The following is a 26,628-nucleotide window of genomic DNA, read 5'->3' as shown; positions in this document are numbered from 1 at the left end:
TATGGGACTTTTTGTGTACACTTAAAAAGCTCTATAATCTCTACAGTGGTTTTACCCACTACAGAAATTATAGAGCCAAAATAGAAGGATAACAACATTATAGAAGGGATGTTGTTATTTTTTTATGGAAAATACTTGAAATATAAGAAGTTATAATTTATACTAGTGTTAGTTTATAAACTAACGAAAGGGCGAGCATGGGATATTTTGATTATTCAAGAGAACCGCAAAGTGACATTGCTTTTGTAGATATGAAATCTTTCTATGCAAGTGTGGAGTGTGTTGAACGTGGACTGCACCCTCTTAAGACCTCTCTATGTGTGATGAGTAGGGCTGAAAATGCGAATGGTTTGATACTAGCCTCTTCCCCTATATTTAAGCAAGTTTTTGGCAAGTCAAATGTTAGTCGTTCTTATGACTTACCTTTTGACATTCATTCTCGTAAGTTTCATTATTATAATGCCAAAAAGCAGGGACTTCCAACGGATAGAGATTTTGTAGATTACATCGAATCTTGGGCCAAGGTTACCTTTATCGTTCCTCCTAGAATGGATCTCTATATAAAAAAGAATATCCAGATTCAACACATTTTCCAGAATTATGCCAGTGTTGAAGATATTCTTCCCTATTCCATTGATGAGGGTTTCATTGATCTCACGTCGTCACTGAATTACTTTATACCCGATAGGACTGTTACTAGAAAAGATAAGTTAGATATGATTTCAGGGCGTATTCAAAGAGATATTTGGAGGGAGACAGGCATTTACTCGACAGTTGGAATGTCTAACAGCAATCCCTTATTGGCTAAGTTAGCTCTTGATAATGAGGCTAAACATACGGCTACTATGAGAGCCAACTGGTCCTATGAAGATGTCGAGACTAAGGTTTGGAATATTCCCCATATGACTGATTTCTGGGGGATTGGTAAGCGGATGGAGAAGCGGCTAAACAAGTTGGGAATTTGCTCCATTCGAGAACTTGCTAATAGCAATCCTGATATTCTTAAAAAGGAGTTAGGTATTGTAGGTTTAGACCTCTTTTTTCATGCTAACGGTATTGATGAGAGTAATGTTCATAAACCTTATAAACCAAAGTCACTTGGCTTAGGAAATTCTCAAATCTTACCACGAGACTATGAGCGTCAAGCTGATATTGAATTGATTCTAAGAGAGATGGCGGAGCAGGTAGCCATTAGGTTAAGACGAGCTCATAAGAAAGCTTGTCAAGTTTCCATTAGCATTGGATTTTCAAAGTTAGAGGGCAAGCGTTCGCTACAAGCACAGATGAAGATTGAACCTGCTAATAACACAAGGATATTAATAGGACATGTCATTGCACTCTTTAGGAAGAAATATCAAGGAGGGGCTGTTCGAAGTGTGAGTGTCTCTTATGCAAATTTTGTAGATGAAGGGTTTCAAATTCTTTCTTTATTTGATAATCCAGATGACATTGATAAAGAAGAAAGGCTTCAGTCAGCTATAGATAGTATTCGTCAGGAATTTGGCTTTACGACCATTCAAAAAGCGACTTCTTTACAGGGGGCATCTAGGAGTCTTGCTCGAAGTAAGCTTATTGGTGGACACTCGGCTGGGGGATTAGATGGCTTAAAATGATAGACCGTAGTTACCTTCCCTTTCAATCAGCTAGGGAACATAAAGATAGGGGAATGATGAAGTGGATGGGCTTTTTCTTGTCAGAACACACAAGTTCCCTACATGAAGATAAGACTAAAGAAAATCTTACGAGTCATTTGGATGATTTAGAGAAGTTTACTTTATTAAACCAGCTTTATTCAGGTCAATTATTGGGAAATTTCCAGATAAAGGATCAAGGTAGGTGCTGTAGATGTAGTGGCTATGTGGTTGACTTGAATTTTAATCAAGTTACTATAAAATCTTGCAAGCGACATAAATGTATTCTAACAAAGGATATATTAGAAATTAGTTTGGGGGTTGAAAACATAGATGAGGAAGAGAAAAATTTATGATGATAAACTTCAAATTGACTATTTTTCTGCTAGCTATTTAAAATTTGAAGAAGACTTTTATCGCTATTCTGCCATGGATATTCCCTTAACCTTTTTGACGGATGATATTATGAGGGAGATGGCCATCAGTCAAAAGAATTATTTTTTATTAAATAAAGAGAATGCCAGAGATGGACGCAATCATTATTTCCATTTTGAAGTCGGCCTACCGGATTCCAAGACACTTGTGAGACAGTATAGATATCTTGGGAATGATTGAAATATAGCTATATCAGCAGAAAAAATAGTACTTATCGAATTTGTATAGAGACTTTTCAAGAAAGTTTTCGCAAGCTAAGAAAAACTTTATGTAAGCGTTGATATTACCTCTGTAAGTGCTATAATGAAGGTGTTAAAAGTTATCATATGGAGGTAATTAAGATGAGAGCAGTTGTTGTTAATCAAGCAAGCACAGGTGTTGAAGTTGTTGAACATGAAAAACCAGCAGTAGTTGGTCATGGTCAAGCTTTGGTTAAAGTCGAATACTGTGGTGTTTGCCATACTGACCTTCACGTAGCTCATGGAGACTTTGGTCAAGTTCCAGGTCGTATCTTAGGACACGAAGGAATTGGTATTGTTGAAGAAGTTGGCGAAGGGGTTGAAACACTTAAAAAAGGTGATCGTGTATCAATCGCTTGGTTCTTCGAAGGATGTGGTCATTGTGAATATTGTACAACTGGTCGTGAAACACTCTGTCGCTCTGTAAAAAATGCTGGTTATAGTGTTGATGGTGGTATGAGTGACTATGCTTTGGTTACCGCTGACTATGCTGTGAAAGTTCCAGAAGGACTTAATCCTGCTCAAGCTTCATCTATTACCTGTGCGGGAGTTACAACATATAAAGCTATTAAAGAAGCTAAAGTTGAACCTGGTCAATGGGTAGCTATTTATGGCGCTGGAGGACTAGGTAACTTGGCTATTCAATATGCTAAGAAAGTTTTCAATGCACGAGTAGTGGCTGTTGATATCAACCAAGATAAACTTGATTTGGCTAAAGAATCTGGTGCTGATTTAGTGGTGAACGGTAAAGAAGTTGAAGATGTAGCAGGCTATATCCAAGAAAAAACTGGCGGTACACACAGTGCTGTTGTAACCGCTGTTTCCAAGGTTGCTTTCAATCAGGCTATCGATAGTGTACGTGCTGGTGGAACAGTCGTTGCGGTTGGTCTCCCATCTGAATATATGGAGCTCTCAATTGTCAAAACAGTTCTAGATGGTATCCGTGTTGTTGGATCTCTTGTAGGTACACGTAAAGACTTAGAAGAAGCCTTCGACTTTGGTGCACAAGGATTGGTAGTACCGGTTGTTGAAACTGTTCCTGTTGATACAGCGGTAGAAGTCTTTGATCAAATGGAAAAAGGTGAAATTCAAGGACGTAAAGTATTGGATTTCACTAAGTAAGCAAACATCTATCTATGCTATCCTGACTATGTGAAGAGTCGAGTGGTGTAGACTTGCACTGATACCAGAAAGTTAGACAAATAATTTAAGTGAAGGATTTAGTTCTCTACTATATAGGACTAGGTCCTTTAGTTTTACCTTAATTCGTCTGTTGTTGTAATAGGCTCTGACCTTAAAAAGATAGACAAAATTTTATTCATATGAAAAGTAGCAAAAAAGTTATATAATGATTTCGTAAATAAAGAGTTAAAGAATATTATCATTTATAACAAGGAGTATGAAATGGATTCTACCAACTTGGACTCGGAACTATTCATAGAGTTTAAATCACGTGGGAAACGATGCCAACTTTTTTATATATCGGATAGCCATAGTGAAGGGTTATATGAGACTGTTTCTACTGAACGAGAACGTCTTGCTAAGTGGCTTCCTTGGGTGGAAAATATGAAAAGTCTTGAAAATGAAAAAGCGTTTATAAAGTATGCACGTGAAAAAATGGAGCGCAATGAGTTATTTATGTTAACAATTTGCGTCAATCAGAAACCAGTAGGGATGATAGATATACATAATATTGATTTACAAAAACATCAAGCCGAAATTGGATATTGGATATCAGAAAAATATGAAAATCAAGGTTTTGTAAAACAGGGTTTAAAAAAATTAATAAAAATCATTCCATCCAAATTTAAAATTGATAAGCTTTTGATTTATATAGATGTTGATAATGTTAAAAGTAAGTTTATACCAATCAGTTTAGGTTTTAAAAAGGAAAGCGAAATCTCCCAATTCGAGTTCTATAATGGATTCTATCATGATTTTGAAATTTATGGACTAAATGTGAACGAAGGAAATATAGCAAATGATTAAAGTGAATTTTTTTACAAATAAATAATAATCAGAGAGTTTTGATTTTACCCCATTATCTAGGTATGATGTAAGAGTTAGTACTGAACAGCAGAAAAGGAAAAATTTTTCTGACCCCATATCATTGCTTATTGCTCTATTTTTGTAATTAAGATATAAAAAATCCCCACCAGAAAGAAATTCTGGTGGGAATTTTGGTGGGGAACCAAATATAAGTAATTAGATTTTAGCGTTTTAAAACAATTCAAAATGCTGTTAAATCAATCAAGTCGCTTTAAATTAGGTTTATTTTTTATTCCCACTCTACTGTTGCAGGTGGTTTACTTGTAATATCGTAGACGATACGGTTAACGTGGTCAACTTCGTTAACGATTCGAACAGAAATCTTTTGAAGAACTTCCCATGGAAGTTTCGCAAAGTCAGCTGTCATACCGTCGATTGAAGTGATAGCACGGATAGCGATAGTGTAGTCGTAAGTACGGCCATCACCCATAACACCGACAGAACGAACGCCTGTGTTAACAGTGAAGTATTGCCATACATCACGATCAAGACCAGCTTTGGCAATTTCTTCACGAAGGATAGCATCAGACTCACGAACGGTTTCAAGTTTCTCTTCAGTGATCTCACCCATAACACGGATGGCAAGTCCTGGTCCTGGGAACGGTTGACGCCAAACGACTTCATCAGGCATCCCCATTTCAGTACCAAGGGCACGAACTTCATCTTTAAAGAGGGTATTAAGTGGTTCAATCAATTCAAATTGCATGTCTTCTGGAAGACCACCAACGTTGTGGTGAGATTTGATTGTTTGAGCTGTCTCAGTACCTGATTCAATAATATCAGTGTAAAGTGTCCCTTGAGCTAGGAAGTCTACACCTTTAAGTTTGCTTGCTTCGTCATCAAAGACGTAAACAAACTCGTTACCAATAATTTTACGTTTTTTCTCAGGATCATCAACACCAGCCAAGAGGTCTAGGAAGCGTTTAGAAGCATCAACACGGATAATGTTAAGGCCAAATTTACCTCCAAGCATCTCCATAACTTGGTCACCTTCACCTTTACGGAGAAGACCGTGGTCAACGAAGATACATGTCAATTGATCACCAATAGCTTTTTGCAAAAGGACACCAACAACAGATGAGTCAACCCCACCTGAGAGTCCAAGAAGGACTTTACGGTCACCAACTGTTTCACGGATTTGTGCAATTTGCATATCTACGAAGTTAGCCATTGACCAGTCACCTTTGGCACCACAGATACCAAAAGCAAAGTTTTTCAAGATATCATTACCATATACAGAGTGACGAACTTCTGGGTGGAATTGAATACCATAGAAGTTTTTCTCAGTATTTTCCATCGCGGCGAATGGGCAATCTACTGAGTCACCAACAAGATGGAAACCTTCTGGAATTTCTGTAACTGCATCACCGTGGCTCATAAGAACAACTTGTTCTTCAGGAGTTCCTGCAAAGAGTTCTGATTGGGTACGAAGGCGAAGTGTTGATTGGCCATACTCACGGTTACCTGCTTCACCAGCAGGAACAACTTTACCACCGAGTTTGTGGGTCAAAAGTTGCATTCCGTAACAGATACCAAGAATTGGGATACCAAGCTCGAAAATCTCTTCGTCAATACCAAATGCATCTTCGGCATAAACAGAGTTAGGACCACCAGAAAGTACGATACCGATAGGATTGATGGCACGGACTTCATCAGCGGTAATTTTATGGCTCTTCAATTCAGAGAAAACACCAAATTCACGAATACGACGTGCAATCAGCTGATTGTATTGGCTACCATAGTCTAGAACAATGATTTTCTGCACATCATTCAAAGTAGAAATGTCAGTCATTATTACCCTTTCTTTTTACGTCACACATGGACTCTTTCTTATGCAATCATTGTATCACAAATTTATGGACTTAGCACCTAGATTTATAAGAGAAACTGTAAGTATCATACTCATCTTTACAATTCTGTTACTTTTTTTGTAAAATAGGGGTACAGAAGGGGGTATTAGATGTTACCAGCGTATATTCGCATACATGATAAGATTAAGGAAGATGTTGATGATGGTACTTGGAAAATCGGGCAACGTCTCCCTAGCGAGCGAGATCTTTGCGAGACTTTTGATGTGAGTCGTATGACAGTGCGTCAGGCCATAACACTTTTAGTAGATGAGGGGATTTTAGAACGCAAACCAGGCAGTGGAACCTTTGTGGCTAGCAGTCGAGTTAAGGAAAAGATGCGTGGAACCACGAGTTTCACAGAGATTGTTAAATCCCAAGGCAAGAAACCATCTAGTGAGCTCATTTCTTATAAACGTGTACATCCCAATGAATTTGAAATCAAGAATTTAGGTGTTTTACCGCAGTCCTATGTCATTCGTATGGAACGTGTTCGTTTTGCGGACGATCTTCCAGTTGCCTATGAGATTGCTAGTATCCCTGAGAAGATTATCCGAGGTTTCAAGGAATCAGAAATTACCGAACATTTCTTCAAGACATTAACTGATAATGGCTATGAAATAGGGAAAAGTCAGCAGACCATATCAGCTAGTTTGGCCAATAGTAGTCTAGCCAAGCACCTCAAGGTTATGACTGGTGACGCTCTCTTGAGTTTGACACAGATTTCCTTCCTCCAAGACGGGCAGGCTTTCGAATATGTACGAAGTTACTATGTGGGCGACCGTTTTGAATTTTATTTGGAGAATAATTAGAAGTCACTGCTTTTTTCTGCACAAGAATGGTGCTAACACTATGATTTTATGGTAAAATGGAGCTTATGGAAATTGAAAAAACCAATCGCATGAATGCCCTTTTCGAGTTCTATGCTGCACTGTTGACAGATAAGCAGATGAACTATATTGAGCTATATTATGCGGATGATTATAGTTTGGCAGAAATTGCCGAGGAATTTGGTGTGAGTCGTCAGGCCGTATATGATAACATCAAGCGTACTGAGAAGATTCTAGAAGCTTACGAGATGAAATTACATATGTATTCAGATTACATCGTCCGTAGCCAAATTTTTGATGATATTATGGAAAAATACCCAGACGATAGCTATCTTCAGGAACAAATTGCTGTGCTTAGCAGCATTGATAATAGAGATTAGATTCAAGCCGAAAGTAAGAGAGGAAATGACATATGGCTTTTGAAAGCTTAACGGAACGCTTGCAAGGCGTTTTCAAAAATTTAAGACGTAAAGGAAAACTTTCAGAGAAAGAAGTTCAAGAAGTTACTAAAGAGATTCGTTTGGCACTCCTTGAAGCAGATGTAGCCCTACCAGTTGTTAAGACATTCATTAAACGTGTTCGTGAACGTGCTGTAGGTCACGAAATCATTGATACTCTTGATGCTTCGCAACAAATCATCAAGATCGTTAATGAAGAATTGACAGATATTCTTGGGTCTGAAACATCTGAAATTGAGAAATCTCCAAAGATTCCAACAATCATTATGATGGTTGGTCTTCAAGGGGCTGGTAAAACAACCTTTGCTGGTAAATTGGCTAATAAGCTGATTAAAGAACAAGAAGCCCGTCCGATGATGATTGCTGCGGATATCTATCGTCCAGCAGCCATTGACCAGTTGAAGACTTTGGGACAACAAATCAATGTTCCTGTTTTTGATATGGGTACAGAGACACCGGCGGTTGAGATTGTCAGAAATGGTTTGGAACAAGCGCGTGCCAATAAGAATGACTATGTCTTGATTGATACGGCTGGTCGTTTGCAGATTGACGAGACTCTCATGCAAGAGTTGCATGATATTAAGGATTTTGTTCATCCAAACGAAATTCTCTTGGTTGTAGATAGCATGATTGGTCAGGAAGCTGCTAACGTTGCCAAGGAGTTCAATGAACAACTAGATATCACAGGTGTCGTTCTTACTAAAATTGACGGTGACACACGTGGTGGTGCGGCTCTTTCTATTCGTGAGATTACTGGTAAGCCAATTAAATTCACAGGTACTGGTGAGAAAATCACAGATATTGAGACTTTCCACCCAGACCGTATGTCAAGCCGTATCTTAGGTATGGGTGACCTTCTTACCCTTATTGAAAAAGCTTCTCAAGAGTACGACGAGAAAAAATCTCTTGAGTTGGCTGAAAAGATGCGTGAAAATACCTTTGACTTCAATGACTTCATCGACCAATTAGACCAAGTACAAAATATGGGTCCTATGGAGGATTTGCTTAAGATGTTGCCAGGTATGGCTAACAATCCAGCCTTGGCTAATGTTAAAGTAGACGAGAAACAGATTGCACGCAAGCGTGCCATTGTATCATCAATGACACCAGAAGAGCGTGAAAATCCAGATCTTTTGACACCAAGTCGTCGTCGCCGTATTGCAAATGGTTCAGGGAATACCTTTATTGAAGTAAACAAGTTTATTAAAGACTTCAACCAAGCCAAACAAATGATGCAAGGTGTTATGTCTGGTGATATGGAGCAAATGATGCGTCAAATGGGTCTTAACCCAAATAATCTGCCAAAAAACATGCCAAATATGCCTGATATGGGTAATATGGACATGTCTGCTCTTGAAGGCATGATGGGTGGCGCAGGTATGCCAGATCTTGGTAATATGGATCTAAGCCAAATGCTTGGTGGTGGTCTTAAAGGTAAGGTTGGTTCATTTGCCATGAAACATGCGATGAAGCGTCAAGCTAACAAGATGAAAAAAGCTAAGAAAAAACGTAAATAAGAAACTTAGAACGCTAGGGCACTTTGCTCTAGTGTTTTTTTCTGAAAATTATTGACTTATATAACTATACACTGTAATATACTAATGTATATACAGTAAAAGGAGTAAATAATGAAACCTAAAAAGAGAATTCAAGAAATGACCTTTGCAGCTTTATTAACTGCAATTGCTATCCTTATCCCAAGTATTATGCCAATTAAACTAATCATCCCACCGGCTTCGTATACTTTGGGGAGTCATGTTCCAATATTTCTAGCTATGTTTATATCGCCCTGGGTAGCAGCTTTTGTTATCTTAGCTTCTAGTTTGGGATACTTTATGGCGGGCTATCCGATTGTGGTTGTTTTTAGAGCATTTTCTCATATTATATTTGGTTTTTTAGGCGCACTCTATTTGAAAAAATTTCCACAAACGATAGAAAACCATAAATCATCATTACTTTTCAACTTTGTTTTAGGACTTATCCATGCCTTAGGTGAAGTTCTTGCTTGCGTGATTTTTTATTCTGTAACTGGTGAGGATTTCCAAAAACTGTTCTATGTTCTTTTTGTTTTAGTTGGTTTTGGCACTATTATCCATAGTATGATAGATTATGTAATAGCATTAACGATTTTCAAAAGTATCCGAAAAATACGCTAGTTGAAAGAGGGAGGGTTTGTCTATGGCTTCAAATCGAAAAGAAGAATTATTGGCACTCTTAAAGGGAGCTAAAGAAGCAATGAATGGACAAAGTTTGGCGGAGCATTTTGGTGTGACACGTCAAATCATTGTTCAAGATATTGCCCTCTTACGTGCAGATGGTGCCCAGATTATTTCAACTAATAGGGGCTATATCTATAAAAGTAGCGATGACAATTGTTATATACGTAGACTGTTTAAGGTGAATCATACTGTGTCAGATATGGAAGATGAGCTTTTGGCTATTGTTGATAATGGAGGACGTATTCAAAATATCATGATAGATCATCCAGTTTACGGAGAAATTCAGACTTTGTTGAAATTGACTTGTCGTCGAGATGTTATTCATTTTTTAGATCAATCATCGTCAAATGACTTTCGCCCCTTATCTGATTTAACAAATGGCGTTCATTACCATCTTGTCGAAGCAGATAGTGAACAGGATATGGCTTATATAGAAGAGGCACTAAACCATCTAGAATTTTTAGTTAAAGAATAATACAAAAGAGAATTGTAAAAGTAGTTAGTTTCACTTGAAGTTAACTGCTTTTTTTGATAAACTTATGTTAGTTTATTAACTTACGGAGGTAGCTATGTTTTCAGGACAACGACTTAAGGAAATTCGAGAAGCACAAGGAATGAGTCAGGCCGCAGTGGCTAAGCATCTAGGAATTTCTCGCTCCTCTTATTTTAACTGGGAAAATGGTAAGACGAAACCAAATCAAAAGAATCTATCGGTATTGGCTGAACTTTTTGGTGTAGCTGAGACATATTTTCTATCTGAACATGAGATTGTAGAAGTCTACTTGGAATTAAATGAGGAAAATCGTCAGGAAGCTTTGCGACTCACTAATGCTCTCTTGGAGGAGCAAGAAGCAGAAAAGCAGAAGGCACCTGTTATTCCGTTATATTCTTACAAAGTTTTCGAGCGTTTGTCAGCCGGAACAGGTTATACTTACTTTGGTGATGGCAATTACGATGAAGTTTTCTATGATGAAGAATTAGATCATGATTTTGCGTCATGGGTTTTTGGAGACTCTATGGAACCTACCTACCTAAATGGAGAAGTAGTGCTAATCAAACAAACGGGCTTTGATTATGATGGAGCTGTTTATGCTGTAGACTGGGATGGTCAAACCTATATCAAAAAGGTCTATCGTGAGGAAGAGGGTCTTCGTTTAGTTTCTCTCAATAAACGTTATGGTGATAAGTTTGCACCCTATGACGAAGATCCTCGAATCATTGGTAAGATTGTTGGTAACTTTATGCCTGTTGAGGGGTAGGTAACCTTTATCAATTGGGCATCTCAAATTAAATCTGTTATAATAATAAGTAAAGCAAAGCCAATGATTTGGCTTTTTTTAAAGATTTTAAATGATATTTTGCTAAGAATACAAAAGGAGAAACATATATGGCTACTATTCAATGGTTTCCAGGCCACATGTCTAAGGCCCGTCGACAGGTTCAGGAGAACCTTAAACATGTTGATTTTGTTACAATTTTAGTGGATGCACGTTTGCCACTTTCGAGTCAGAACCCTATGCTGACCAAAATTGTTGGCGATAAACCAAAGCTTCTAATTCTCAATAAGGCTGACCTCGCTGACAGTAATCGTACGAAAGAATGGCGTACCTATTTTAAGAGTCAAGGGATTAAAACCTTGGCCATCAATTCCAAGGAACAATCTACAGTTAAATTGGTAACAGACGCTGCTAAGAGTCTTATGGCTGACAAGATTCAACGGCTACGTGAACGCGGTATTCAGAAAGAGACCTTACGAACCATGATTATTGGGATTCCAAATGCAGGGAAATCTACCTTGATGAACCGCTTAGCTGGTAAAAAGATTGCTGTTGTAGGAAATAAACCCGGCGTTACAAAAGGTCAACAGTGGTTGAAGTCTAATAAAGACTTGGAAATTCTTGATACTCCAGGTATTTTGTGGCCTAAGTTTGAAGATGAATTGGTTGGATTGAAACTCGCTTTGACTGGTGCCATCAAGGACCAGCTATTGCCAATGGATGAAGTGACGATATTTGGACTCAACTATTTTAAAACTTACTATCCTGAACGTTTAGAGGAACGCTTCAAAGGGATTGACCTTGAAGAAGAGGCACCAGAAATCATTATGGAAATGACTCGAAAACTTGGCTTCCGTGAAGATTATGACCGTTTCTATAATCTATTTGTCAAAGAAGTTCGTGATGGAAAACTAGGTCGTTACACACTTGATATTGTTGGGGTCGATACTGATGGCGACAATTAAAGAAGTCAAGGAGCAATTGGCAGCATTGACAGATCTTGATGACTACCGATGGGCAAGTTTTGAGGAAGATAGTCGATCTGGTGTACAGACTGCCATAAAGCAACGTCGCAAAGCTATCCTAGCTGAGATTGCTGAGGAAGAACGCTTAGAAATGATGCTCAGTTACGAAAAATCGCTTTATGCTCAGGGAATTGAACTTATCGCAGGTGTTGATGAAGTTGGACGTGGTCCTTTAGCTGGCCCAGTTGTAGCTGCAGCGGTTATCTTACCAAAGCTTTGCAAAATAAAAGGTCTCAATGACAGTAAAAAGATTCCAAAATCTAAACATGAAGCCATTTATAAGCAGGTGATGAAGGAAGCAGTAGCTGTCGGTATTGGTATTAAGGATAATCATGTGATTGATGACGTCAATATTTATGAAGCAACCAAGCTTGCTATGGCTGAAGCTATTGAAAAACTGAGTCCCAAACCAGAACATTTGTTAATTGATGCCATGAGCTTGGATCTACCAATAGGACAAACATCAATCATAAAAGGGGATGCTAATTCTTTATCTATCGCAGCAGCTTCGATCGTAGCAAAGGTAACCCGTGATAAGATGATGGCTGACTATGATCAGGAGTTTCCTGGATATGCATTTGCCAAAAATGCAGGCTATGGTACCAAGGATCATCTGTCTGGCCTAGATAACTTTGGTGTTACTCCAATTCATAGAAGAAGTTTCGAACCAATAAAGTCAATCATTAAAAAGTAGGTGAAGTGGCGTGATTTTAGCTATTGATATTGGAGGGACCTTTATCAAGTTTGGGTTAGTTGATAATGATTTTAGAATTAGCAACCAATCTAAAGTGCCGACACCATCGTCCCTAGATAATTTCTGGATAACTTTAGAGAGTATTATTTCATCATTTAAGAATGGTATTTCTGGTATTGCCATTGCATGCCCGGGCGAAATTAATAGTAAACGAGGTTTTGTTTTCAAGGGTGGTCTTATTCCTTATTTGACAGCCATTCCTCTTGGGACACGCTTGTCCAAAACATTTCAACTGCCTGTAAAGGTTATCAATGATGCTGATGCGGCAGCTTTGGCTGAAGCAAGATATGGTAGCTTACAGGATTTGGATTGTAGTGCTGCCTTGGTTTTAGGTACCGGTGTTGGCTTAGGCATTGTCTCACAGGGGGACTTGTTAACTCCTCTGTCGGTTACCCGATATTTGCGTTCTCCAAGTCCTCAAAGCAAGAGTCAAACGGCTCTCCCTTTCCAGTGGACCTTATTTAAGCAAGCACTGATTAGCCTTGTCGATAATAAAGGTTCTGCGGTAGGTTTCGTTCATGAAGCTAGTCAAATACTTGGTTTAGAACAGGATGATAGTTTAGTAGTTTTCTCGGCTTTAGATGAAAATCACTCTGAACAACTAAAACGTCTATTTAAGGACTATTGTCATGAAATTGCTGTTCTGATTCTTAATTTGCAGAGTTTATTCAAGTTGGACAGAGTTGTTATCGGCGGTGGTATCAGTAGGCAAGGTACTTTAATTGAAGGAATATGCGATGCCTATGAGGAGTTATTTAACGAAAAGCCAGAATTAGGTTTTGAGCCGATAACAATTCAAGCTTGTCATTTCCATAACGACAGTAACCTCTTAGGAGCGGCATCATATTTTACTTCTGAAAATGCCTTATAATTAACAAAAGTTCCATGAAGGGGCTTTTTTTCTATTTCTCTTGCGAATAATGAAATGGAGGTAGTTACATGAATAACTTTGAACTTTTTAAACTAAAAGCAGCTGGATTGACAAATTTAAATATTCTTAATATTTTAGACTATCAAAAAAATCAAGATAAAAAACTGAGCTTACGTGATATGGCAGTGGTATCTAAGTCTAAAAATGCAGTTCTCTTTATGGAAGAATACAAGAATTTAGATATTAAGCAGCTTAAGGAAAATTTTCAACGTTTTCCGACCTTATCAATTTTTGATAAGGAGTATCCCATTGAGCTGAAGCATAGCTATAATCCACCTGTCCTCCTCTTTTATCAAGGGAATATTGATTTGCTAAGTAAACCAAAGCTAGCTGTTGTTGGGGCAAGAAAGTGCTCCGAAATAGGCAAACAGTCTGTTCGAAAAATTGTTAGTGAACTTGGGAATCACTTTACTATTGTGAGTGGTTTGGCGCGTGGGATTGATACTTGTGCACATATGGAGGCCTTGAAAAATAAAGGAAAGACCATTGCAGTTATCGGGACAGGACTTGATGTTTATTATCCAAAAGAAAATAAAGCTTTGCAGGACTATATGGCCAAAAATCATTTAGTTCTTTCAGAATATGGACCGGGTGAACAGCCACTTAAATACCATTTCCCTGAACGAAATCGGATAATTTCTGGATTGTGTCAAGGGGTTATGGTGGTTGAAGCTAAGCTTCGCTCGGGAAGTCTGATTACTTGTGAGCGTGCCATGGAAGAAGGTAGAGATGTTTTTGCTATTCCAGGAAATATTTTAGATGGAAAGTCAGAAGGATGTCATCACTTGATTCAAGAGGGTGCAAAGTGCATTACGACAGGGTTTGACATCCTTTCAGAGTTTTCTTGAAAATCAAACTTCTCCTATAGGGAAAAAGTTTTTTATTGACAGTTAAAGAAAAGGACGGTATCATGTTAGTTGCTCGGTCCAAGATGTTACATTTTTTAATGTCTTGTGACTAGATTTTAGACAGATTAGTGGCGCAGCCAGTTTATAACATTATAAGGAAATAGTCTATGGCGACAGCAACGACAACAAAAACAAAAACTAAAGCAACAAAGAAAACAACGGCTAAAAAGACGACTAAAAAGAGGGCGACACCAAAGAAAAATTTGGTTATCGTGGAGTCTCCTGCCAAAGCAAAAACCATTGAAAAGTATCTTGGGCGCAATTATAAAGTTGTAGCCTCTGTTGGGCATATCCGTGATTTGAAAAAATCAAGTATGTCTATTGATTTTGAAAACAACTATGAACCTCAGTACATTAATATTCGTGGTAAAGGACCTCTTATCAATGAATTGAAGAAAGAGGCTAAAAAAGCCAAGCAAGTCTTTCTCGCAAGTGACCCGGACCGTGAAGGGGAAGCCATTTCATGGCATTTGTCACATATTCTTGGATTAGAGCCAGAGGAAAAAAATCGTGTCGTCTTTAACGAAATTACTAAAGATGCAGTGAAAAATGCCTTTGTGGAGCCACGCGCCATTAACATGGACTTGGTAGATGCGCAGCAAGCTCGTCGTGTCTTGGATCGTATTGTGGGTTACTCTATTTCACCTCTTCTTTGGAAGAAGGTTAAGAAAGGTCTTTCTGCAGGTCGGGTGCAATCGGTAGCTCTTAAGCTTATTATTGACCGTGAGAATGAAATCAAGGCCTTTAAACCAGAAGAATACTGGACTATTGATGGTGCCTTTAAGAAGGGGGCTAAGAAGTTTCAGGCTAGCTTCTATGGCTTGGATGGTAAAAAGCTTAAGCTCAACAATAATGACGATGTTCGAGCTGTTCTTTCTCGTATCACGAGTGATGACTTTAATGTTGATAAGGTAGAGAAAAAAGAACGCCGTCGTAATGCACCATTGCCATATACTACCTCCTCTCTCCAACAGGATGCTGCCAATAAGATTAACTTCCGTACACGTAAGACCATGATGGTTGCCCAACAGTTGTACGAAGGGATTAATCTGGGGTCAGGAGCTCAAGGTTTGATTACCTATATGCGTACGGACTCTACACGTATCAGTCCGGTGGCACAAAACCAGGCTGCTGAGTTTATTACAGAACGCTTTGGTTCTAAGTATTCTAAGCATGGTAGTAAGGTGAAAAATAGCTCAGCGGCGCAAGATGCCCACGAGGCTATTCGTCCTTCAAATGTTTTCCAAACACCAGAAAGCATTGCCAAGTATTTGGATAAGGATCAGCTCAAGCTCTATACCCTTATTTGGAATCGTTTTGTGGCCAGTCAAATGACAGCTGCTGTATTTGATACGATGAAGGTGACCTTGTCTCAAAACGGAGTCATTTTCACAGCAAATGGTAGCCAAATCAAGTTTGACGGTTATATGGCCGTTTACAACGACTCTGATAAAAACAAAATGCTTCCTGATATGGCTGAAGGTGATACGGTTAAAAAGGTTGTGACAACGCCTGAACAACACTTCACGCAACCTCCTGCACGCTATTCTGAAGCGACACTGATTAAGACACTGGAAGAAAATGGTGTCGGTCGTCCGTCAACTTATGCGCCAACGCTTGATGTTATCCAACGTCGCTACTATGTCAAATTGGTGGCTAAACGTTTTGAACCAACAGAACTTGGTGAAATCGTTAATAGCTTAATCGTCGAATTTTTCCCTGACATCGTGGATGTTAAATTCACCGCTGAAATGGAGGGTAAACTTGATAAGGTTGAAATTGGTAAGGAACAATGGCAGAAGGTAATTGATGAATTCTTCAAACCTTTCCAAAAAGAATTGGAAAAAGCTGAAGAAGGTATTGAAAAAATCCAAATTAAGGATGAGCCTGCTGGTTTTGATTGTGACCTCTGTGGTCACCCAATGGTCATCAAACTTGGTCGCTACGGTAAGTTCTACGCATGTAGTAATTTCCCAGACTGTCATAACACCAAGGCCATTACAAAAGAAATTGGCGTTACTTGTCCAACCTGTGGTCAAGGTCAGGTCATCGAACGTAAGACAAAACGTAATCGTGTCTTTTATGGTTGTGATCGCTATCCTGACTGTGAATTTACGTCGTGGGATATTCCTGTTGGACGTAACTGTCCTAAATCAGGCGATTACCTCGTCGAGAAGAAAGTACGTGGTGGTGGCAAACAAGTCATCTGTAGTAACGAAGAGTGTGACTACAAAGAATCTATTGTTAAATAAAGACATAGCTATCTCAAGTTAAGACTTGGGATAGTTTTTTGTATTTTATCCAAAAAACTGATACTTTCCTTAAATTTGTTTTTTATACTGAGAATGAAAGAAAGGAGAGTTATTATGAAACGTTTAAGTCTATCAGGTTTCCAACTCAAATATATAGCTCTAATTACTATGGTATTCGACCATATTCAATATTTTTTTGAATATACAGGAAAAATACCCATTTGGTTTACTATGATTGGGAGATTAGCGGCCCCCATATTTCTATTTGCTGTGATTGAAGGTTTCGTCCATACACACAATCGAAAAAAATACTTCCTAAGGATTTATGCTTTAGCTATTTTAATGGGATTGATTCAGTTTGGATTTTATAATTTTTTACATCCTCTTGTAAGGCCAGATGGTTTCTTTCCACAAAATATGATGTTGTCATCATTCGTTATCTTGCTCGTAGCTCTTCAAGGTATCGCTTGGATTCAAGAAAAGAAATACCTTAAAGGGATACTAACTTTACTTTTTCCAATATTACTCCCATTGCTAATGGTGCCTTTTTATCTGCTAAGTGTGAACAAACCTATGTTAGGTTTTCTACTAAATTTACTCAATTTCACAGTGTTGCCAGTTCATACATTTATCAGCGATGGAGGAACGTGGTTACTTTTGACTGGTATCGCTATGTATCTTTGTCACAAGAATCTTAAGAAAGAAGTACTTGCTTTTGTGACTGTTAGTCTTGTTTGGGTACTAATTACGATTGTTTTAAGTAAGCTATCTATTCATGATCTAATGTTTAAATACATTGAATGGATGGAAATATTTGCAGCTCCTTTAATGCTTTGTTATAACGGTCAAAGAGGTAAAGGGTCAAAATATTTGTTCTATGTCTTTTACCCAACACATATTTATCTACTCTACGCCTTGTCAGTTCTCTTCTATAGATGATATGATAAGGGTAACTTTGTACGAAAGGAAAGGTTATGGCTCAGATACTTGTTGTTGATGATCAGGAAGATATTGTTCAATTGGTTGTTAAGGCTTTAGAGCTCCAAAATCATAAGGTGACGGGCCTTACAAGTGTTTTGGATTTAGATAAGAACTCGTTGCCACGGTTTGACTTGATTTTACTGGATATCATGATGCCTGATGTTGATGGTCTCCAGTTTTGTCCTGAGATTCGTGATCAGGTGGATTGTCCTATACTCTTTATTACAGCCAAAACGCAAGAGGCTGATATTGTTCAAGGCTTGACTTATGGTGCTGATGATTATATTTGCAAGCCATTTGGGGTTAAAGAACTTCAAGCGCGTGTGGCTGCACACTTGAGACGTGAACATCGTGAGCGCCACCATAAGCTATTAATTGGAAATATTCAGTTTGATTTGTCTGCTCAGGAGCTTTATGTTGAGAATCAGTTGTTAGATTTGACTAAGTCAGAATATGGTATTTGTCAGTTTCTGGCTGAAAATAAGGGCCAAGTCTTTTCCAAAGAACAAATCTACACGCATTTGTACGGCTATGAGGATAAAGGGAGTCCGACAGCAGTGGCTGAACATATTAAAAATATCCGTGCAAAGCTCAAAGATTTTGGGCAAAATCCTATTGAAACAGTCTGGGGGATTGGTTACAAGTGGCACTAATTAAAAAACGAGAGCACTCTCTAAGAACAATCTTGTTATCTTATGTCGTCAGCCTGACGGTCCTCTCGGCAATCAGTAGCCTACTTATTTTGTCTTTGTTCAGCTTGTCTTATCGTTTTGGCGTTGTGATTCCAGCAAATCAGGTAGAAAGTGATTTGTCTGCTGTCAGGAATGATATTGAAACTTCTAAGGTCTTTAATCCAGATGTCTTGCCCGATGGTACTCGCTATGTCTTTTTGACTAGAGATTTTAAGCTTAAGAAGTCTAACATGCCAGTTAACTTGCAAGAAGAATCCTTACTAAATTACCAATTCAAGAATGCTCACGGTGGGATATACGGCTATTTTCAGTCTTTTGAACGGTCAGATGGTATAGTCATTGTCAACTATCAATTATCACCTAGGTATCATAATGCGTGGATGAATCAGCATTTTCCCAATGCTGATCTATTGATGATTGGCTCAATGTTTGCATTCATTCTCCTAATATTTATTATTTTAACTTTTTACTATGCAAATAAATTAAGTCAGCAGCTTAAACCTATATTAAAAGTTACTGAAAAAATTTCCCAACAAGACTTGGATTTTCAAACCTACCAGTCTACAATTAAGGAATTCAATCAGGTTTTAAGTGGCTTGGATCACATGAGGGTTGCGCTTCGTGAATCTTTGATGGAAAATTGGAAGGCAGAGCAAGATAAGCAAAATCAGATTTCAGCCTTGACACATGATTTAAAGACACCACTGACAGTTGCTCGTGGAAATGCAGACCTCTTAGCCATGACTCCCTTGGATGCGGAACAGATGGACTTATTAGAACATTTTCAAAAGGGGATTACACAGGTTGATGCTTATGTTAAAGAGTTGTCTGAACTCAACAAAACGAGTTTGACGAAAACCTTGACGCTTGAAGACATTTCGGTTAGGGAATTTATTGAAGACATTTACGATCAAACCTTGTCACTAGCTCAAACCAAACAAATCAATGTAGTATTTGACAAGAAGGAGATTAAGAAAGCAATCATAGGCCATTGGGACAGGTCCTTGGTAAATCGAGCTTTTATGAATATTGTTTCAAATGCCGTAGAGCATACACCCAGTGGCAGTCAGTTGCTCCTGACCGCTAGGGTAGAAGAAGATGAATTCAAGTTTATCTGCCTTGATTCTGGTCCTGGATTTTCCCTTGAATCTCTTGAAAAGGCTACTCAGCTCTTTTATCAAGAGGATAAAAGTAGACAGAGCCGCAATCATAGTGGCCTTGGTCTGACTATTGCCAATGATATTATTCGCTTACACCATGGTAGTCTTGCTCTTTCGAATGACGATAGCACGGGTGGTGCTAAAGTGACTATCATTTTACCCCTTTAAATACAGATTACTCCTAGTCGCCAGATGAGGAGTTTTTTGCTATACTACTAAGAGTAAAAATGAAGAAAGATTTGTGGGGGCAGGATTTCATCTTGTTCTCGAAGAGGTATTAGTGTTATGTCTCAATCAAAAGCAGATTATATTAACGTGATTGGAGCTGGTTTGGCCGGCTCTGAAGCAGCTTATCAGATTGCTAAACGTGGTATTCCGGTAAAACTATATGAAATGCGTGGGGTCAAAGCAACACCTCAGCATAAGACAACAAACTTTGCAGAATTGGTTTGCTCTAACTCTTTCCGTGGCGATAGCTTGACAAATGCTGTAGGGCTTCTTAAAGAAGAAATGCGCCGCTTGGACTCTATCATTATGCGTAATGGAGAAGCTCACCGTGTGCCAGCTGGTGGTGCCATGGCTGTTGACCGTGAAGGTTATGCAGAAGCAGTGACAGCTGAAATTGAGAACAATCCATTAATTGAAGTTATCCGTGAAGAAATCACAGAAATTCCTGATGATGCCATTACAGTTATTGCTTCAGGTCCTTTGACTTCTGATGCTTTAGCTGAAAAAATTCACAAGCTTAACGGTGGAGATGGGTTCTATTTCTATGATGCCGCTGCACCGATTGTTGATAAAGCGACTATCGACATGAACAAAGTCTACCTTAAGTCACGCTATGACAAGGGTGAAGCAGCTTATCTAAACTGTCCAATGACAAAGGAGGAGTTCATGGCCTTCCACGAGGCCTTGACAACAGCTGAAGAAGCTCCTTTGAATTCTTTTGAAAAAGAAAAGTATTTCGAGGGCTGTATGCCTATCGAGGTTATGGCTAAACGTGGTATCAAGACAATGCTCTATGGTCCTATGAAACCAGTTGGTTTGGAGTATCCTGAAGATTACAAAGGGCCACGTGACGGCGACTTTAAGACCCCTTATGCGGTTGTTCAGCTTCGTCAGGACAATGCGGCTGGTAGCCTCTACAATATCGTTGGTTTCCAAACCCACCTCAAATGGGGAGAGCAAAAGCGTGTCTTCCAAATGATTCCAGGTCTTGAAAACGCTGAATTTGTGCGTTATGGGGTTATGCACCGCAACTCTTACATGGATTCGCCAAACTTGCTCAAACAGACATTCCAGTCAAAATCAAACCCTAATTTGTTCTTTGCAGGACAAATGACTGGTGTAGAAGGTTATGTTGAATCAGCTGCCTCAGGTTTGGTTGCCGGCATCAATGCTGCCCGTCTTTTTAAAGGTGAAGATGAGGTTATCTTCCCTCATACAACAGCTATCGGGAGTCTCCCATATTATGTGACACATGCTGAAAGTAGACATTTCCAACCAATGAATGTTAACTTTGGTATTATCAAAGAGTTGGAAGGGCCACGTATTCGTGACAAGAAAGAGCGCTATGAAAAAATTGCTGAGCGAGCTCTTAAAGATTTACAACCTTTTATTCAAGCTTAGACAACATTAAAATCCCTTACCGAATACGGCAAGGGATTTTAAGATTTAAAAGTATTCAATTAACCAAAGAATTTCTTAGCGATTTCTTGACCTTGTTTGATTTTAGTCCATTGTTGTGGTGTTGCCAACTCATTACCTGAGTCACATGAGGCGAAACCACATTGGTGAGAGAGGAAGAGACGTTCTTTTGGAAGGATTTGACTCGCTTTTTCAAGCAAATCGAGGACACGTTCTTCATCATCAAGGTCAGTAGTTTTAGAAGACAAAAGTCCTAGTACAACTTCAGCTTTGCTGTCTTTGAGGGCTTCGAGAGCTTTGATATCACCAGCGGTGTCGCTATCCCACTCAAGGAAGAAACGGTCATAGTGTTGCTCTGCCAAGAACTTCTTAGCGATGGCTTCGTAAGTTCCTTCGGCAGCAGAACGGCTTTCATAGTTACCACGACAGTTGTGCGTCCAAACCGTTAAACCAAGTTCGTGAGCATAGTCTACAACCTCGTTATTGATAGCTACAAACTCATCAGCCAATTCTGCTAAATCAGAATTACCTTCCGCAAAGAAACTTGCAGGGTTTGATGGGTCAAAAAGTTCCCAGAGACAGTCATCAAATTGAACAATTTTTCCACCGACAGCCTTGTATTCTTCCAAGAATTCTTTATAGGCATTAATGATACCTTTTTTGAGGTCTTCATTTGTTTCGTAGACTTGTCCAGGACCAGCCAAACGGTCAAAGATAGCAAGTTCAGTGTAGGCATGAGCAGGTCCCCAGATAGTTTGTTTGGTATCTTCATCACCTGCTTCAGCTTTAACCAATTTGTAAATATCTAGGTAATGGTGGTTCTTACCTGAGAGTGGTTCAGTAATACGAATACCGATATCTTTACGTGTTTCATATTGACCACCATCATGGTCTTTAAAAGTGTAGCCATGCTCAGCAATGTAGCGTTCAATTCCTTTAAATCCCCAGACAAAGTCTAAATGCCACATAGAACGTCCAAACTCGCCATCAGTAAGGATGTCAATACCGTTAGCTTTTTGGTCAGCCACAATTTGCTTAATATCTGCAGTTTCAGTTTCTTGATAACCAGGAAGGGCATCATAGAAAGGATACTGGATGTCGTCACGATGCTCGATTTCATCCTTATATTTACGGAGATCCGCAGGACGAAGAAGAGAACCGACTAATTGGAATTTAGATTTTGGCATAAAAATAACCTCAAAATATCATTTTATTTCTATGATACTTTTTATTTGCATTAATGAAAAATAGTTAATTTCTTTCTGAGGGCATAGTTTAAGACTATATAAGGTTTTACCCTGCAAAATGATACTTCCTATGGTAAAATGGAAAAAAACGATGAAGGTTGGGAACATGCAAAAAACATTCTTTATTATTAAACCAGATGCTGTTAAACGCCATTTAATTGGTCAAGTGCTTGATCGAATTGAGCGACGTGGCTTCGTTATTGAGCGTATGGAGATGCTGATGCTTGACGAAGAACGTCTTAAAGAACATTATGCCCAATTGGTTGATAAACCATTTTTCCCTAGTATTTCTGAATTCATGATGAGTGGCCCAGCAGTTATTGGTATTATGTCTGGCCCAGGTGTTATCAAGTCATGGCGTGATATGATGGGAGCAACCAATCCTGGGGATGCTACTCCAGGAACGATTCGTGGAGACTTTGCAACTGCACCAGATGGGGACATGATTCCAAATATTGTTCATGGTTCTGATTCAGAAGAATCTGCGGCTCGAGAAATTCAGATTTGGTTTGGTGAGTAAGATGGATTTAGTAAAGATTCAATCTGATTTAGCTAAGGGTGGACTGTTAATTGATGTCAGAAGTCCAGAAGAGTATGCAGAAGGTCATGTTAAGGATACCTTATTAATACCTCACACGCAGATTTTCACAGCTGACATTCCAGCTGAAAAAGACGCTTCAATTTACCTCTATTGTAAAATGGGGCCTCGTGCAGAATTTGCTGCATCAGTTCTTAAAGAGCGAGGCTATACTAAGGTGACTAACTTGGGTGGCTTGGACGATATGGAAGCACTAGGTTTTGAATTTGAAGAATAATAGGAATAAGGTCACCCAAGGGTGGTCTTATTTGTTTTCAGAAAAGTTTGATAATTACTTGACTACGTTTTCATAAAGGAGTAGAATTTTAATTGAGTTAAGACAAAGCCTATGAAAATGACTTTGCCAGAACTTGACTAACTTAGCGTATTCCAATTGAGATAAGGCTCGGTATTAAGCCAGTGACTCTAATTGGTAGAGGAGGATTTCGTATGTCAAAAGTTGCTATTGTTACAGGTGCAGGTCAAGGTATTGGTTTTGCGATTGCAAAACGTTTGGTTGAAGATGGTTTTAAAGTCGGAGTATTGGACTACAACGCTGAAACTGCAGAAAAAGCGGTTGCTGAATTGTCAGCAGACAGAGCATTTGCGGTTGTAGCTGATGTATCTAAACAAGCTGAAGTAGCAGCTGCTTTCCAAAAAGTTGTTGATCACTTTGGTGACTTGAATGTTGTTGTTAATAATGCCGGTGTGGCACCAACAACACCACTTGATACTATTACTGAAGAACAGTTCCAACGTACATTTAACATCAATGTCGGTGGCGTTATCTGGGGTGCTCAAGCTGCACAAGCACAATTCAAAGCACTTGGTCATGGTGGTAAAATCATCAATGCAACATCTCAAGCTGGTGTCGTTGGTAACCCTAACTTGACTGTCTATGGTGGTACTAAATTTGCAGTTCGTGGTATCACTCAAACTTTGGCGCGTGACTTGGCTGAATCAGGCATCACTGTCAATGCTTATGCACCAGGTATCGTTAAGACTCCAATGATGTTTGACATTGCTCATGAAGTTGGTAAGAACGCTGGTAAAGATGATGAATGGGGTATGCAAACTTTTGCTAAAGATATTACTCTCAAACGTTTGTCAGAACCTGAAGATGTGGCAGCAGCAGTTAGCTTCTTGGCTGGACCTGACTCAAACTACATCACAGGTCAAACCATCATCGTGGATGGTGGAATGCAATTCCATTAAAATAAAAGGAGAGCGGAAGGCTCTCTTTTTTTGCTTGATAAAACATAATATTTCTGATAATATAATCGTAATTAATTATGCTTTAAAAGGAGCCTTTCTATGTCAGATATTTTACACTATATTATAGAGCACCCATTTTTTAGTCTCATTCTATTGGGAATTGTTGTACTAGCCTTCGGTTTAGCTCCATTTTCAAGTAGTTCTACAGAAAACAAGCGCTCGGCAATTATTAATAAGCACTACAACGATAATTTTAAGAAGTAAGAAGGACTAAATACGGTCAGAAAGCAGATATTAGAGATAGGCAAAAGCCTGTCTTTTTTGTATAATAGAAGGTAACGATTAGTTTTTTTATAATCACAAGTAAGAACTAGGAAAGATAAAAATGCCAAATATTGAAGAATTAAAACAACGACAGGAGAAGATTCGTAACTTCTCTATTATTGCCCATATTGACCACGGTAAATCAACCCTTGCTGACCGTATTTTGGAAAAGACTGAGACAGTATCAAGTCGTGAGATGCAGGCGCAACTCCTTGATAGTATGGACCTCGAGCGTGAACGTGGTATCACTATCAAACTAAATGCCATTGAGCTTAACTATACAGCTAAAGATGGCGAAACATATATTTTCCACCTTATCGACACACCAGGACACGTGGACTTTACTTATGAAGTGTCACGTTCTCTTGCTGCCTGTGAGGGTGCAATCTTGGTGGTGGATGCAGCTCAAGGAATTGAAGCGCAAACACTTGCCAATGTTTACTTGGCCCTAGATAATGACTTGGAAATCTTACCAGTTATCAATAAAATCGACCTTCCAGCTGCAGATCCTGAACGTGTGCGTACAGAGGTTGAAGATGTTATCGGACTAGATGCTTCTGAAGCCGTGCTTGCATCAGCTAAAGCTGGTATCGGTATCGAGGAGATTCTCGAACAAATCGTTGAGAAAGTTCCTGCACCTCAAGGTGAAGTCGAAGCGCCTCTCCAAGCCCTTATCTTTGACTCTGTTTATGATGCCTACCGTGGGGTTATCCTCCAAGTGCGTGTGGTTAACGGAATGGTTAAACCAGGAGATAAGATTCAAATGATGTCTAATGGCAAGACCTTTGATGTTACTGAAGTTGGTATCTTCACGCCTAAAGCTGTTGGCCGTGACTACCTTGCGACAGGTGATGTTGGTTATATCGCGGCCTCAATCAAGACTGTTGCGGATACCCGTGTCGGTGATACAGTAACACTTGCGGATAATCCAGCAGCAGAGCCACTCCATGGCTATAAGCAAATGAATCCAATGGTCTTCGCCGGTCTTTATCCAATTGAGTCTAATAAATACAATGACTTGCGTGAAGCTCTTGAAAAGCTCCAGTTGAACGATGCTAGTCTTCAGTTTGAGCCTGAAACGTCTCAAGCCCTTGGTTTTGGTTTCCGTTGTGGTTTCTTGGGTCTTCTTCACATGGATGTTATCCAAGAGCGTTTGGAACGTGAGTTTAACATTGATCTCATCATGACAGCACCATCGGTAGTTTACCATGTTAACACTACTGACGGTGAGATGCTTGAAGTGTCTAACCCATCTGAATTCCCAGATCCTACACGTATTGATGCTATTGAAGAGCCTTATGTTAAAGCTCAAATCATGGTTCCTCAAGAGTATGTTGGTGCGGTTATGGAGTTAGCACAACGTAAACGTGGTGATTTTGAAACCATGGAATATATCGATGATAATCGTGTGAACGTTATCTATCAGATTCCACTTGCTGAAATCGTCTTTGATTTCTTTGATAAATTGAAATCATCTACACGTGGTTATGCAAGCTTTGACTATGAATTGTCAGAATACCGTCGCTCACAATTGGTGAAAATGGATATTCTCCTTAATGGTGACAAGGTCGATGCCCTTAGCTTCATCGTTCACAAGGAATTTGCTTACGAGCGTGGAAAACTTATCGTTGATAAACTTAAGAAAATCATTCCACGTCAACAATTCGAAGTGCCTATCCAAGCGGCCATCGGTCAAAAAATCGTTGCCCGTACAGACATCAAAGCCCTTCGTAAAAACGTCTTGGCTAAGTGTTACGGTGGTGACGTTTCACGTAAACGTAAACTCCTCGAAAAACAAAAAGCCGGTAAAAAACGTATGAAAGCCATCGGTTCGGTTGAAGTACCACAAGAAGCCTTCTTATCAGTACTTTCAATGGACGAAGATGAGAAATAAGAGTAATAGTCAGAATGTGATGTTCTGGCTATTTTT

27 protein-coding genes are annotated in these 26,628 nt (G+C 39.1%); 25 read left to right on the top strand and 2 right to left on the bottom strand.

All coding sequences use genetic code 11. The annotated features are described in order from the left end of the window. The first annotated feature begins 197 nt into the window (after positions 1-197). The 5 genes from H7U04_RS03360 (at position 198) to H7U04_RS03340 (ending at position 4,294) form a co-directional block, all read left to right on the top strand. Positions 198-1,613, top strand: coding sequence for a Y-family DNA polymerase (locus tag H7U04_RS03360; RefSeq protein ID WP_110981448.1), 1,416 nt, complete (start codon positions 198-200; stop codon positions 1,611-1,613). Next, entirely contained in the window at positions 1,610-1,987 is a 378-nt protein-coding gene (locus H7U04_RS03355) for a hypothetical protein (protein WP_110981447.1), read from the top strand. Before H7U04_RS03360 ends, H7U04_RS03355 begins: the two co-directional genes overlap by 4 nt. Then, positions 1,965-2,246 (top strand): DUF5960 family protein, encoded by a 282-nt coding sequence (locus H7U04_RS03350; RefSeq protein WP_110981446.1) that lies wholly within the window; start codon positions 1,965-1,967, stop codon positions 2,244-2,246. The genes H7U04_RS03355 and H7U04_RS03350 overlap by 23 nt, the downstream gene beginning before the upstream one ends. Positions 2,247-2,407: 161 nt before the next feature. Next, positions 2,408-3,427: an alcohol dehydrogenase AdhP gene (adhP, locus tag H7U04_RS03345; RefSeq protein ID WP_049527880.1), complete on the top strand. Its 1,020-nt coding sequence runs from the start codon at positions 2,408-2,410 to the stop codon at positions 3,425-3,427. A 282-nt stretch (positions 3,428-3,709) separates the two neighbouring features. Next, positions 3,710-4,294 carry a GNAT family N-acetyltransferase gene (locus H7U04_RS03340; RefSeq protein WP_073689976.1) on the top strand — a complete coding sequence of 195 codons (585 nt, stop codon included), beginning with the start codon at positions 3,710-3,712 and terminating at the stop codon, positions 4,292-4,294. A 289-nt stretch (positions 4,295-4,583) separates the two neighbouring features. Here the strand turns inward: H7U04_RS03340 and guaA are convergent, their stop codons facing one another. Next, positions 4,584-6,146 carry a glutamine-hydrolyzing GMP synthase gene (gene guaA / locus H7U04_RS03335; RefSeq protein ID WP_107373127.1) on the bottom strand — a complete coding sequence of 521 codons (1,563 nt, stop codon included), beginning with the start codon at positions 6,144-6,146 and terminating at the stop codon, positions 4,584-4,586. A 168-nt stretch (positions 6,147-6,314) separates the two neighbouring features. Here guaA and H7U04_RS03330 point away from each other — a divergent pair, with 168 nt between their 5' ends. The 15 genes from H7U04_RS03330 (at position 6,315) to trmFO (ending at position 21,317) form a co-directional block, all read left to right on the top strand. Continuing rightward, complete coding sequence (locus tag H7U04_RS03330; protein ID WP_110981445.1) at positions 6,315-7,013, top strand: GntR family transcriptional regulator; 699 nt, start codon at positions 6,315-6,317, stop codon at positions 7,011-7,013. Positions 7,014-7,078: 65 nt separating this feature from the next. Then, positions 7,079-7,411, top strand: coding sequence for a putative DNA-binding protein (locus H7U04_RS03325; RefSeq protein ID WP_002883908.1), 333 nt, complete (start codon positions 7,079-7,081; stop codon positions 7,409-7,411). A 32-nt stretch (positions 7,412-7,443) separates the two neighbouring features. Next, complete coding sequence (ffh, locus tag H7U04_RS03320) at positions 7,444-9,006, top strand: signal recognition particle protein (RefSeq protein ID WP_110981444.1); 1,563 nt, start codon at positions 7,444-7,446, stop codon at positions 9,004-9,006. Positions 9,007-9,117: 111 nt separating this feature from the next. Further along, positions 9,118-9,645 carry an ECF transporter S component gene (locus H7U04_RS03315; protein ID WP_008534752.1) on the top strand — a complete coding sequence of 176 codons (528 nt, stop codon included), beginning with the start codon at positions 9,118-9,120 and terminating at the stop codon, positions 9,643-9,645. Positions 9,646-9,667: 22 nt separating this feature from the next. Next, the gene (locus tag H7U04_RS03310) at positions 9,668-10,183 is read left to right on the top strand and encodes a transcription repressor NadR (RefSeq protein ID WP_110981443.1); all 516 of its coding nucleotides are present in this window, start codon (positions 9,668-9,670) and stop codon (positions 10,181-10,183) included. 94 nt (positions 10,184-10,277) lie between these two features. After that, the gene (locus tag H7U04_RS03305) at positions 10,278-10,967 is read left to right on the top strand and encodes an XRE family transcriptional regulator (protein WP_110981442.1); all 690 of its coding nucleotides are present in this window, start codon (positions 10,278-10,280) and stop codon (positions 10,965-10,967) included. 128 nt (positions 10,968-11,095) lie between these two features. Next, positions 11,096-11,950 (top strand): ribosome biogenesis GTPase YlqF, encoded by an 855-nt coding sequence (gene ylqF, locus H7U04_RS03300; RefSeq protein ID WP_021144074.1) that lies wholly within the window; start codon positions 11,096-11,098, stop codon positions 11,948-11,950. Further along, positions 11,937-12,704 (top strand): ribonuclease HII, encoded by a 768-nt coding sequence (locus H7U04_RS03295; RefSeq protein ID WP_110981441.1) that lies wholly within the window; start codon positions 11,937-11,939, stop codon positions 12,702-12,704. The genes ylqF and H7U04_RS03295 overlap by 14 nt, the downstream gene beginning before the upstream one ends. Positions 12,705-12,714: 10 nt before the next feature. After that, positions 12,715-13,635: an ROK family protein gene (locus H7U04_RS03290; RefSeq protein WP_110981440.1), complete on the top strand. Its 921-nt coding sequence runs from the start codon at positions 12,715-12,717 to the stop codon at positions 13,633-13,635. Positions 13,636-13,703: 68 nt separating this feature from the next. Beyond that, positions 13,704-14,543 (top strand): DNA-processing protein DprA, encoded by an 840-nt coding sequence (gene dprA, locus H7U04_RS03285; RefSeq protein ID WP_110981439.1) that lies wholly within the window; start codon positions 13,704-13,706, stop codon positions 14,541-14,543. 167 nt (positions 14,544-14,710) lie between these two features. Next, a complete protein-coding gene (gene topA, locus H7U04_RS03280; protein ID WP_110981438.1) occupies positions 14,711-16,855 on the top strand; it encodes a type I DNA topoisomerase in 2,145 nt (714 codons plus the stop codon). A gap of 114 nt (positions 16,856-16,969) precedes the next feature. After that, entirely contained in the window at positions 16,970-17,794 is an 825-nt protein-coding gene (locus H7U04_RS03275; protein ID WP_110981437.1) for a TraX family protein, read from the top strand. A gap of 35 nt (positions 17,795-17,829) precedes the next feature. After that, the gene (locus H7U04_RS03270) at positions 17,830-18,489 is read left to right on the top strand and encodes a response regulator transcription factor (RefSeq protein ID WP_110981436.1); all 660 of its coding nucleotides are present in this window, start codon (positions 17,830-17,832) and stop codon (positions 18,487-18,489) included. Next, positions 18,480-19,856: a sensor histidine kinase gene (locus tag H7U04_RS03265; protein WP_257056575.1), complete on the top strand. Its 1,377-nt coding sequence runs from the start codon at positions 18,480-18,482 to the stop codon at positions 19,854-19,856. The genes H7U04_RS03270 and H7U04_RS03265 overlap by 10 nt, the downstream gene beginning before the upstream one ends. 117 nt (positions 19,857-19,973) lie before the next feature. Further along, complete coding sequence (gene trmFO, locus H7U04_RS03260) at positions 19,974-21,317, top strand: methylenetetrahydrofolate--tRNA-(uracil(54)-C(5))-methyltransferase (FADH(2)-oxidizing) TrmFO (RefSeq protein ID WP_155197879.1); 1,344 nt, start codon at positions 19,974-19,976, stop codon at positions 21,315-21,317. A gap of 59 nt (positions 21,318-21,376) precedes the next feature. On the opposite strand, the gene H7U04_RS03255 is transcribed toward trmFO, so the two are convergent. Further along, positions 21,377-22,522 carry a cobalamin-independent methionine synthase II family protein gene (locus tag H7U04_RS03255; protein WP_155197878.1) on the bottom strand — a complete coding sequence of 382 codons (1,146 nt, stop codon included), beginning with the start codon at positions 22,520-22,522 and terminating at the stop codon, positions 21,377-21,379. 166 nt (positions 22,523-22,688) lie between these two features. Here H7U04_RS03255 and ndk point away from each other — a divergent pair, with 166 nt between their 5' ends. From ndk to lepA, 5 genes are all read left to right on the top strand, one after another. Further along, on the top strand, positions 22,689-23,102 hold the full coding sequence (ndk, locus tag H7U04_RS03250) for a nucleoside-diphosphate kinase (protein WP_171963568.1): 414 nt from the start codon (positions 22,689-22,691) through the stop codon (positions 23,100-23,102). 1 nt (position 23,103) lies between these two features. After that, positions 23,104-23,397 (top strand): rhodanese-like domain-containing protein, encoded by a 294-nt coding sequence (locus tag H7U04_RS03245; protein WP_201042883.1) that lies wholly within the window; start codon positions 23,104-23,106, stop codon positions 23,395-23,397. A gap of 212 nt (positions 23,398-23,609) precedes the next feature. Then, entirely contained in the window at positions 23,610-24,374 is a 765-nt protein-coding gene (locus H7U04_RS03240; protein WP_073690133.1) for a (S)-acetoin forming diacetyl reductase, read from the top strand. Between the two features lie 99 nt (positions 24,375-24,473). Continuing rightward, on the top strand, positions 24,474-24,638 hold the full coding sequence (locus H7U04_RS03235) for a hypothetical protein (protein ID WP_171963656.1): 165 nt from the start codon (positions 24,474-24,476) through the stop codon (positions 24,636-24,638). Between the two features lie 121 nt (positions 24,639-24,759). Beyond that, positions 24,760-26,592 (top strand): translation elongation factor 4, encoded by a 1,833-nt coding sequence (lepA, locus tag H7U04_RS03230; RefSeq protein WP_002891049.1) that lies wholly within the window; start codon positions 24,760-24,762, stop codon positions 26,590-26,592. Positions 26,593-26,628 lie beyond the last annotated feature (36 nt).

This window comes from Streptococcus sp. 22.1 (assembly GCF_016648645.1).
Classification (GTDB): Bacteria; Bacillota; Bacilli; order Lactobacillales; family Streptococcaceae; genus Streptococcus.
Note: the sequence above shows the minus strand (reverse complement) of the source record. Positions and strands in the feature narration are given on the sequence as shown.

Bases quoted from the DNA above. Each gene is read 5' to 3' on its own strand.
- lepA (WP_002891049.1), top strand. From the start codon at position 24,760: ATGCCAAATATTGAAGAATTAAAACAACGACAGGAGAAGATTCGTAAC.
- guaA (WP_107373127.1), bottom strand. From the start codon at position 6,146: ATGACTGACATTTCTACTTTGAATGATGTGCAGAAAATCATTGTTCTA.
- trmFO (WP_155197879.1), top strand. From the start codon at position 19,974: ATGTCTCAATCAAAAGCAGATTATATTAACGTGATTGGAGCTGGTTTG.
- H7U04_RS03255 (WP_155197878.1), bottom strand. From the start codon at position 22,522: ATGCCAAAATCTAAATTCCAATTAGTCGGTTCTCTTCTTCGTCCTGCG.
- H7U04_RS03355 (WP_110981447.1), top strand. From the start codon at position 1,610: ATGATAGACCGTAGTTACCTTCCCTTTCAATCAGCTAGGGAACATAAA.
- H7U04_RS03350 (WP_110981446.1), top strand. From the start codon at position 1,965: ATGAGGAAGAGAAAAATTTATGATGATAAACTTCAAATTGACTATTTT.
- adhP (WP_049527880.1), top strand. From the start codon at position 2,408: ATGAGAGCAGTTGTTGTTAATCAAGCAAGCACAGGTGTTGAAGTTGTT.
- H7U04_RS03235 (WP_171963656.1), top strand. From the start codon at position 24,474: ATGTCAGATATTTTACACTATATTATAGAGCACCCATTTTTTAGTCTC.
- H7U04_RS03330 (WP_110981445.1), top strand. From the start codon at position 6,315: ATGTTACCAGCGTATATTCGCATACATGATAAGATTAAGGAAGATGTT.
- H7U04_RS03360 (WP_110981448.1), top strand. From the start codon at position 198: ATGGGATATTTTGATTATTCAAGAGAACCGCAAAGTGACATTGCTTTT.
- ffh (WP_110981444.1), top strand. From the start codon at position 7,444: ATGGCTTTTGAAAGCTTAACGGAACGCTTGCAAGGCGTTTTCAAAAAT.
- H7U04_RS03245 (WP_201042883.1), top strand. From the start codon at position 23,104: ATGGATTTAGTAAAGATTCAATCTGATTTAGCTAAGGGTGGACTGTTA.
- H7U04_RS03310 (WP_110981443.1), top strand. From the start codon at position 9,668: ATGGCTTCAAATCGAAAAGAAGAATTATTGGCACTCTTAAAGGGAGCT.
- H7U04_RS03305 (WP_110981442.1), top strand. From the start codon at position 10,278: ATGTTTTCAGGACAACGACTTAAGGAAATTCGAGAAGCACAAGGAATG.
- H7U04_RS03295 (WP_110981441.1), top strand. From the start codon at position 11,937: ATGGCGACAATTAAAGAAGTCAAGGAGCAATTGGCAGCATTGACAGAT.
- H7U04_RS03240 (WP_073690133.1), top strand. From the start codon at position 23,610: ATGTCAAAAGTTGCTATTGTTACAGGTGCAGGTCAAGGTATTGGTTTT.
- H7U04_RS03275 (WP_110981437.1), top strand. From the start codon at position 16,970: ATGAAACGTTTAAGTCTATCAGGTTTCCAACTCAAATATATAGCTCTA.
- ylqF (WP_021144074.1), top strand. From the start codon at position 11,096: ATGGCTACTATTCAATGGTTTCCAGGCCACATGTCTAAGGCCCGTCGA.
- H7U04_RS03270 (WP_110981436.1), top strand. From the start codon at position 17,830: ATGGCTCAGATACTTGTTGTTGATGATCAGGAAGATATTGTTCAATTG.
- H7U04_RS03340 (WP_073689976.1), top strand. From the start codon at position 3,710: ATGGATTCTACCAACTTGGACTCGGAACTATTCATAGAGTTTAAATCA.
- H7U04_RS03315 (WP_008534752.1), top strand. From the start codon at position 9,118: ATGAAACCTAAAAAGAGAATTCAAGAAATGACCTTTGCAGCTTTATTA.
- dprA (WP_110981439.1), top strand. From the start codon at position 13,704: ATGAATAACTTTGAACTTTTTAAACTAAAAGCAGCTGGATTGACAAAT.
- H7U04_RS03325 (WP_002883908.1), top strand. From the start codon at position 7,079: ATGGAAATTGAAAAAACCAATCGCATGAATGCCCTTTTCGAGTTCTAT.
- topA (WP_110981438.1), top strand. From the start codon at position 14,711: ATGGCGACAGCAACGACAACAAAAACAAAAACTAAAGCAACAAAGAAA.
- ndk (WP_171963568.1), top strand. From the start codon at position 22,689: ATGCAAAAAACATTCTTTATTATTAAACCAGATGCTGTTAAACGCCAT.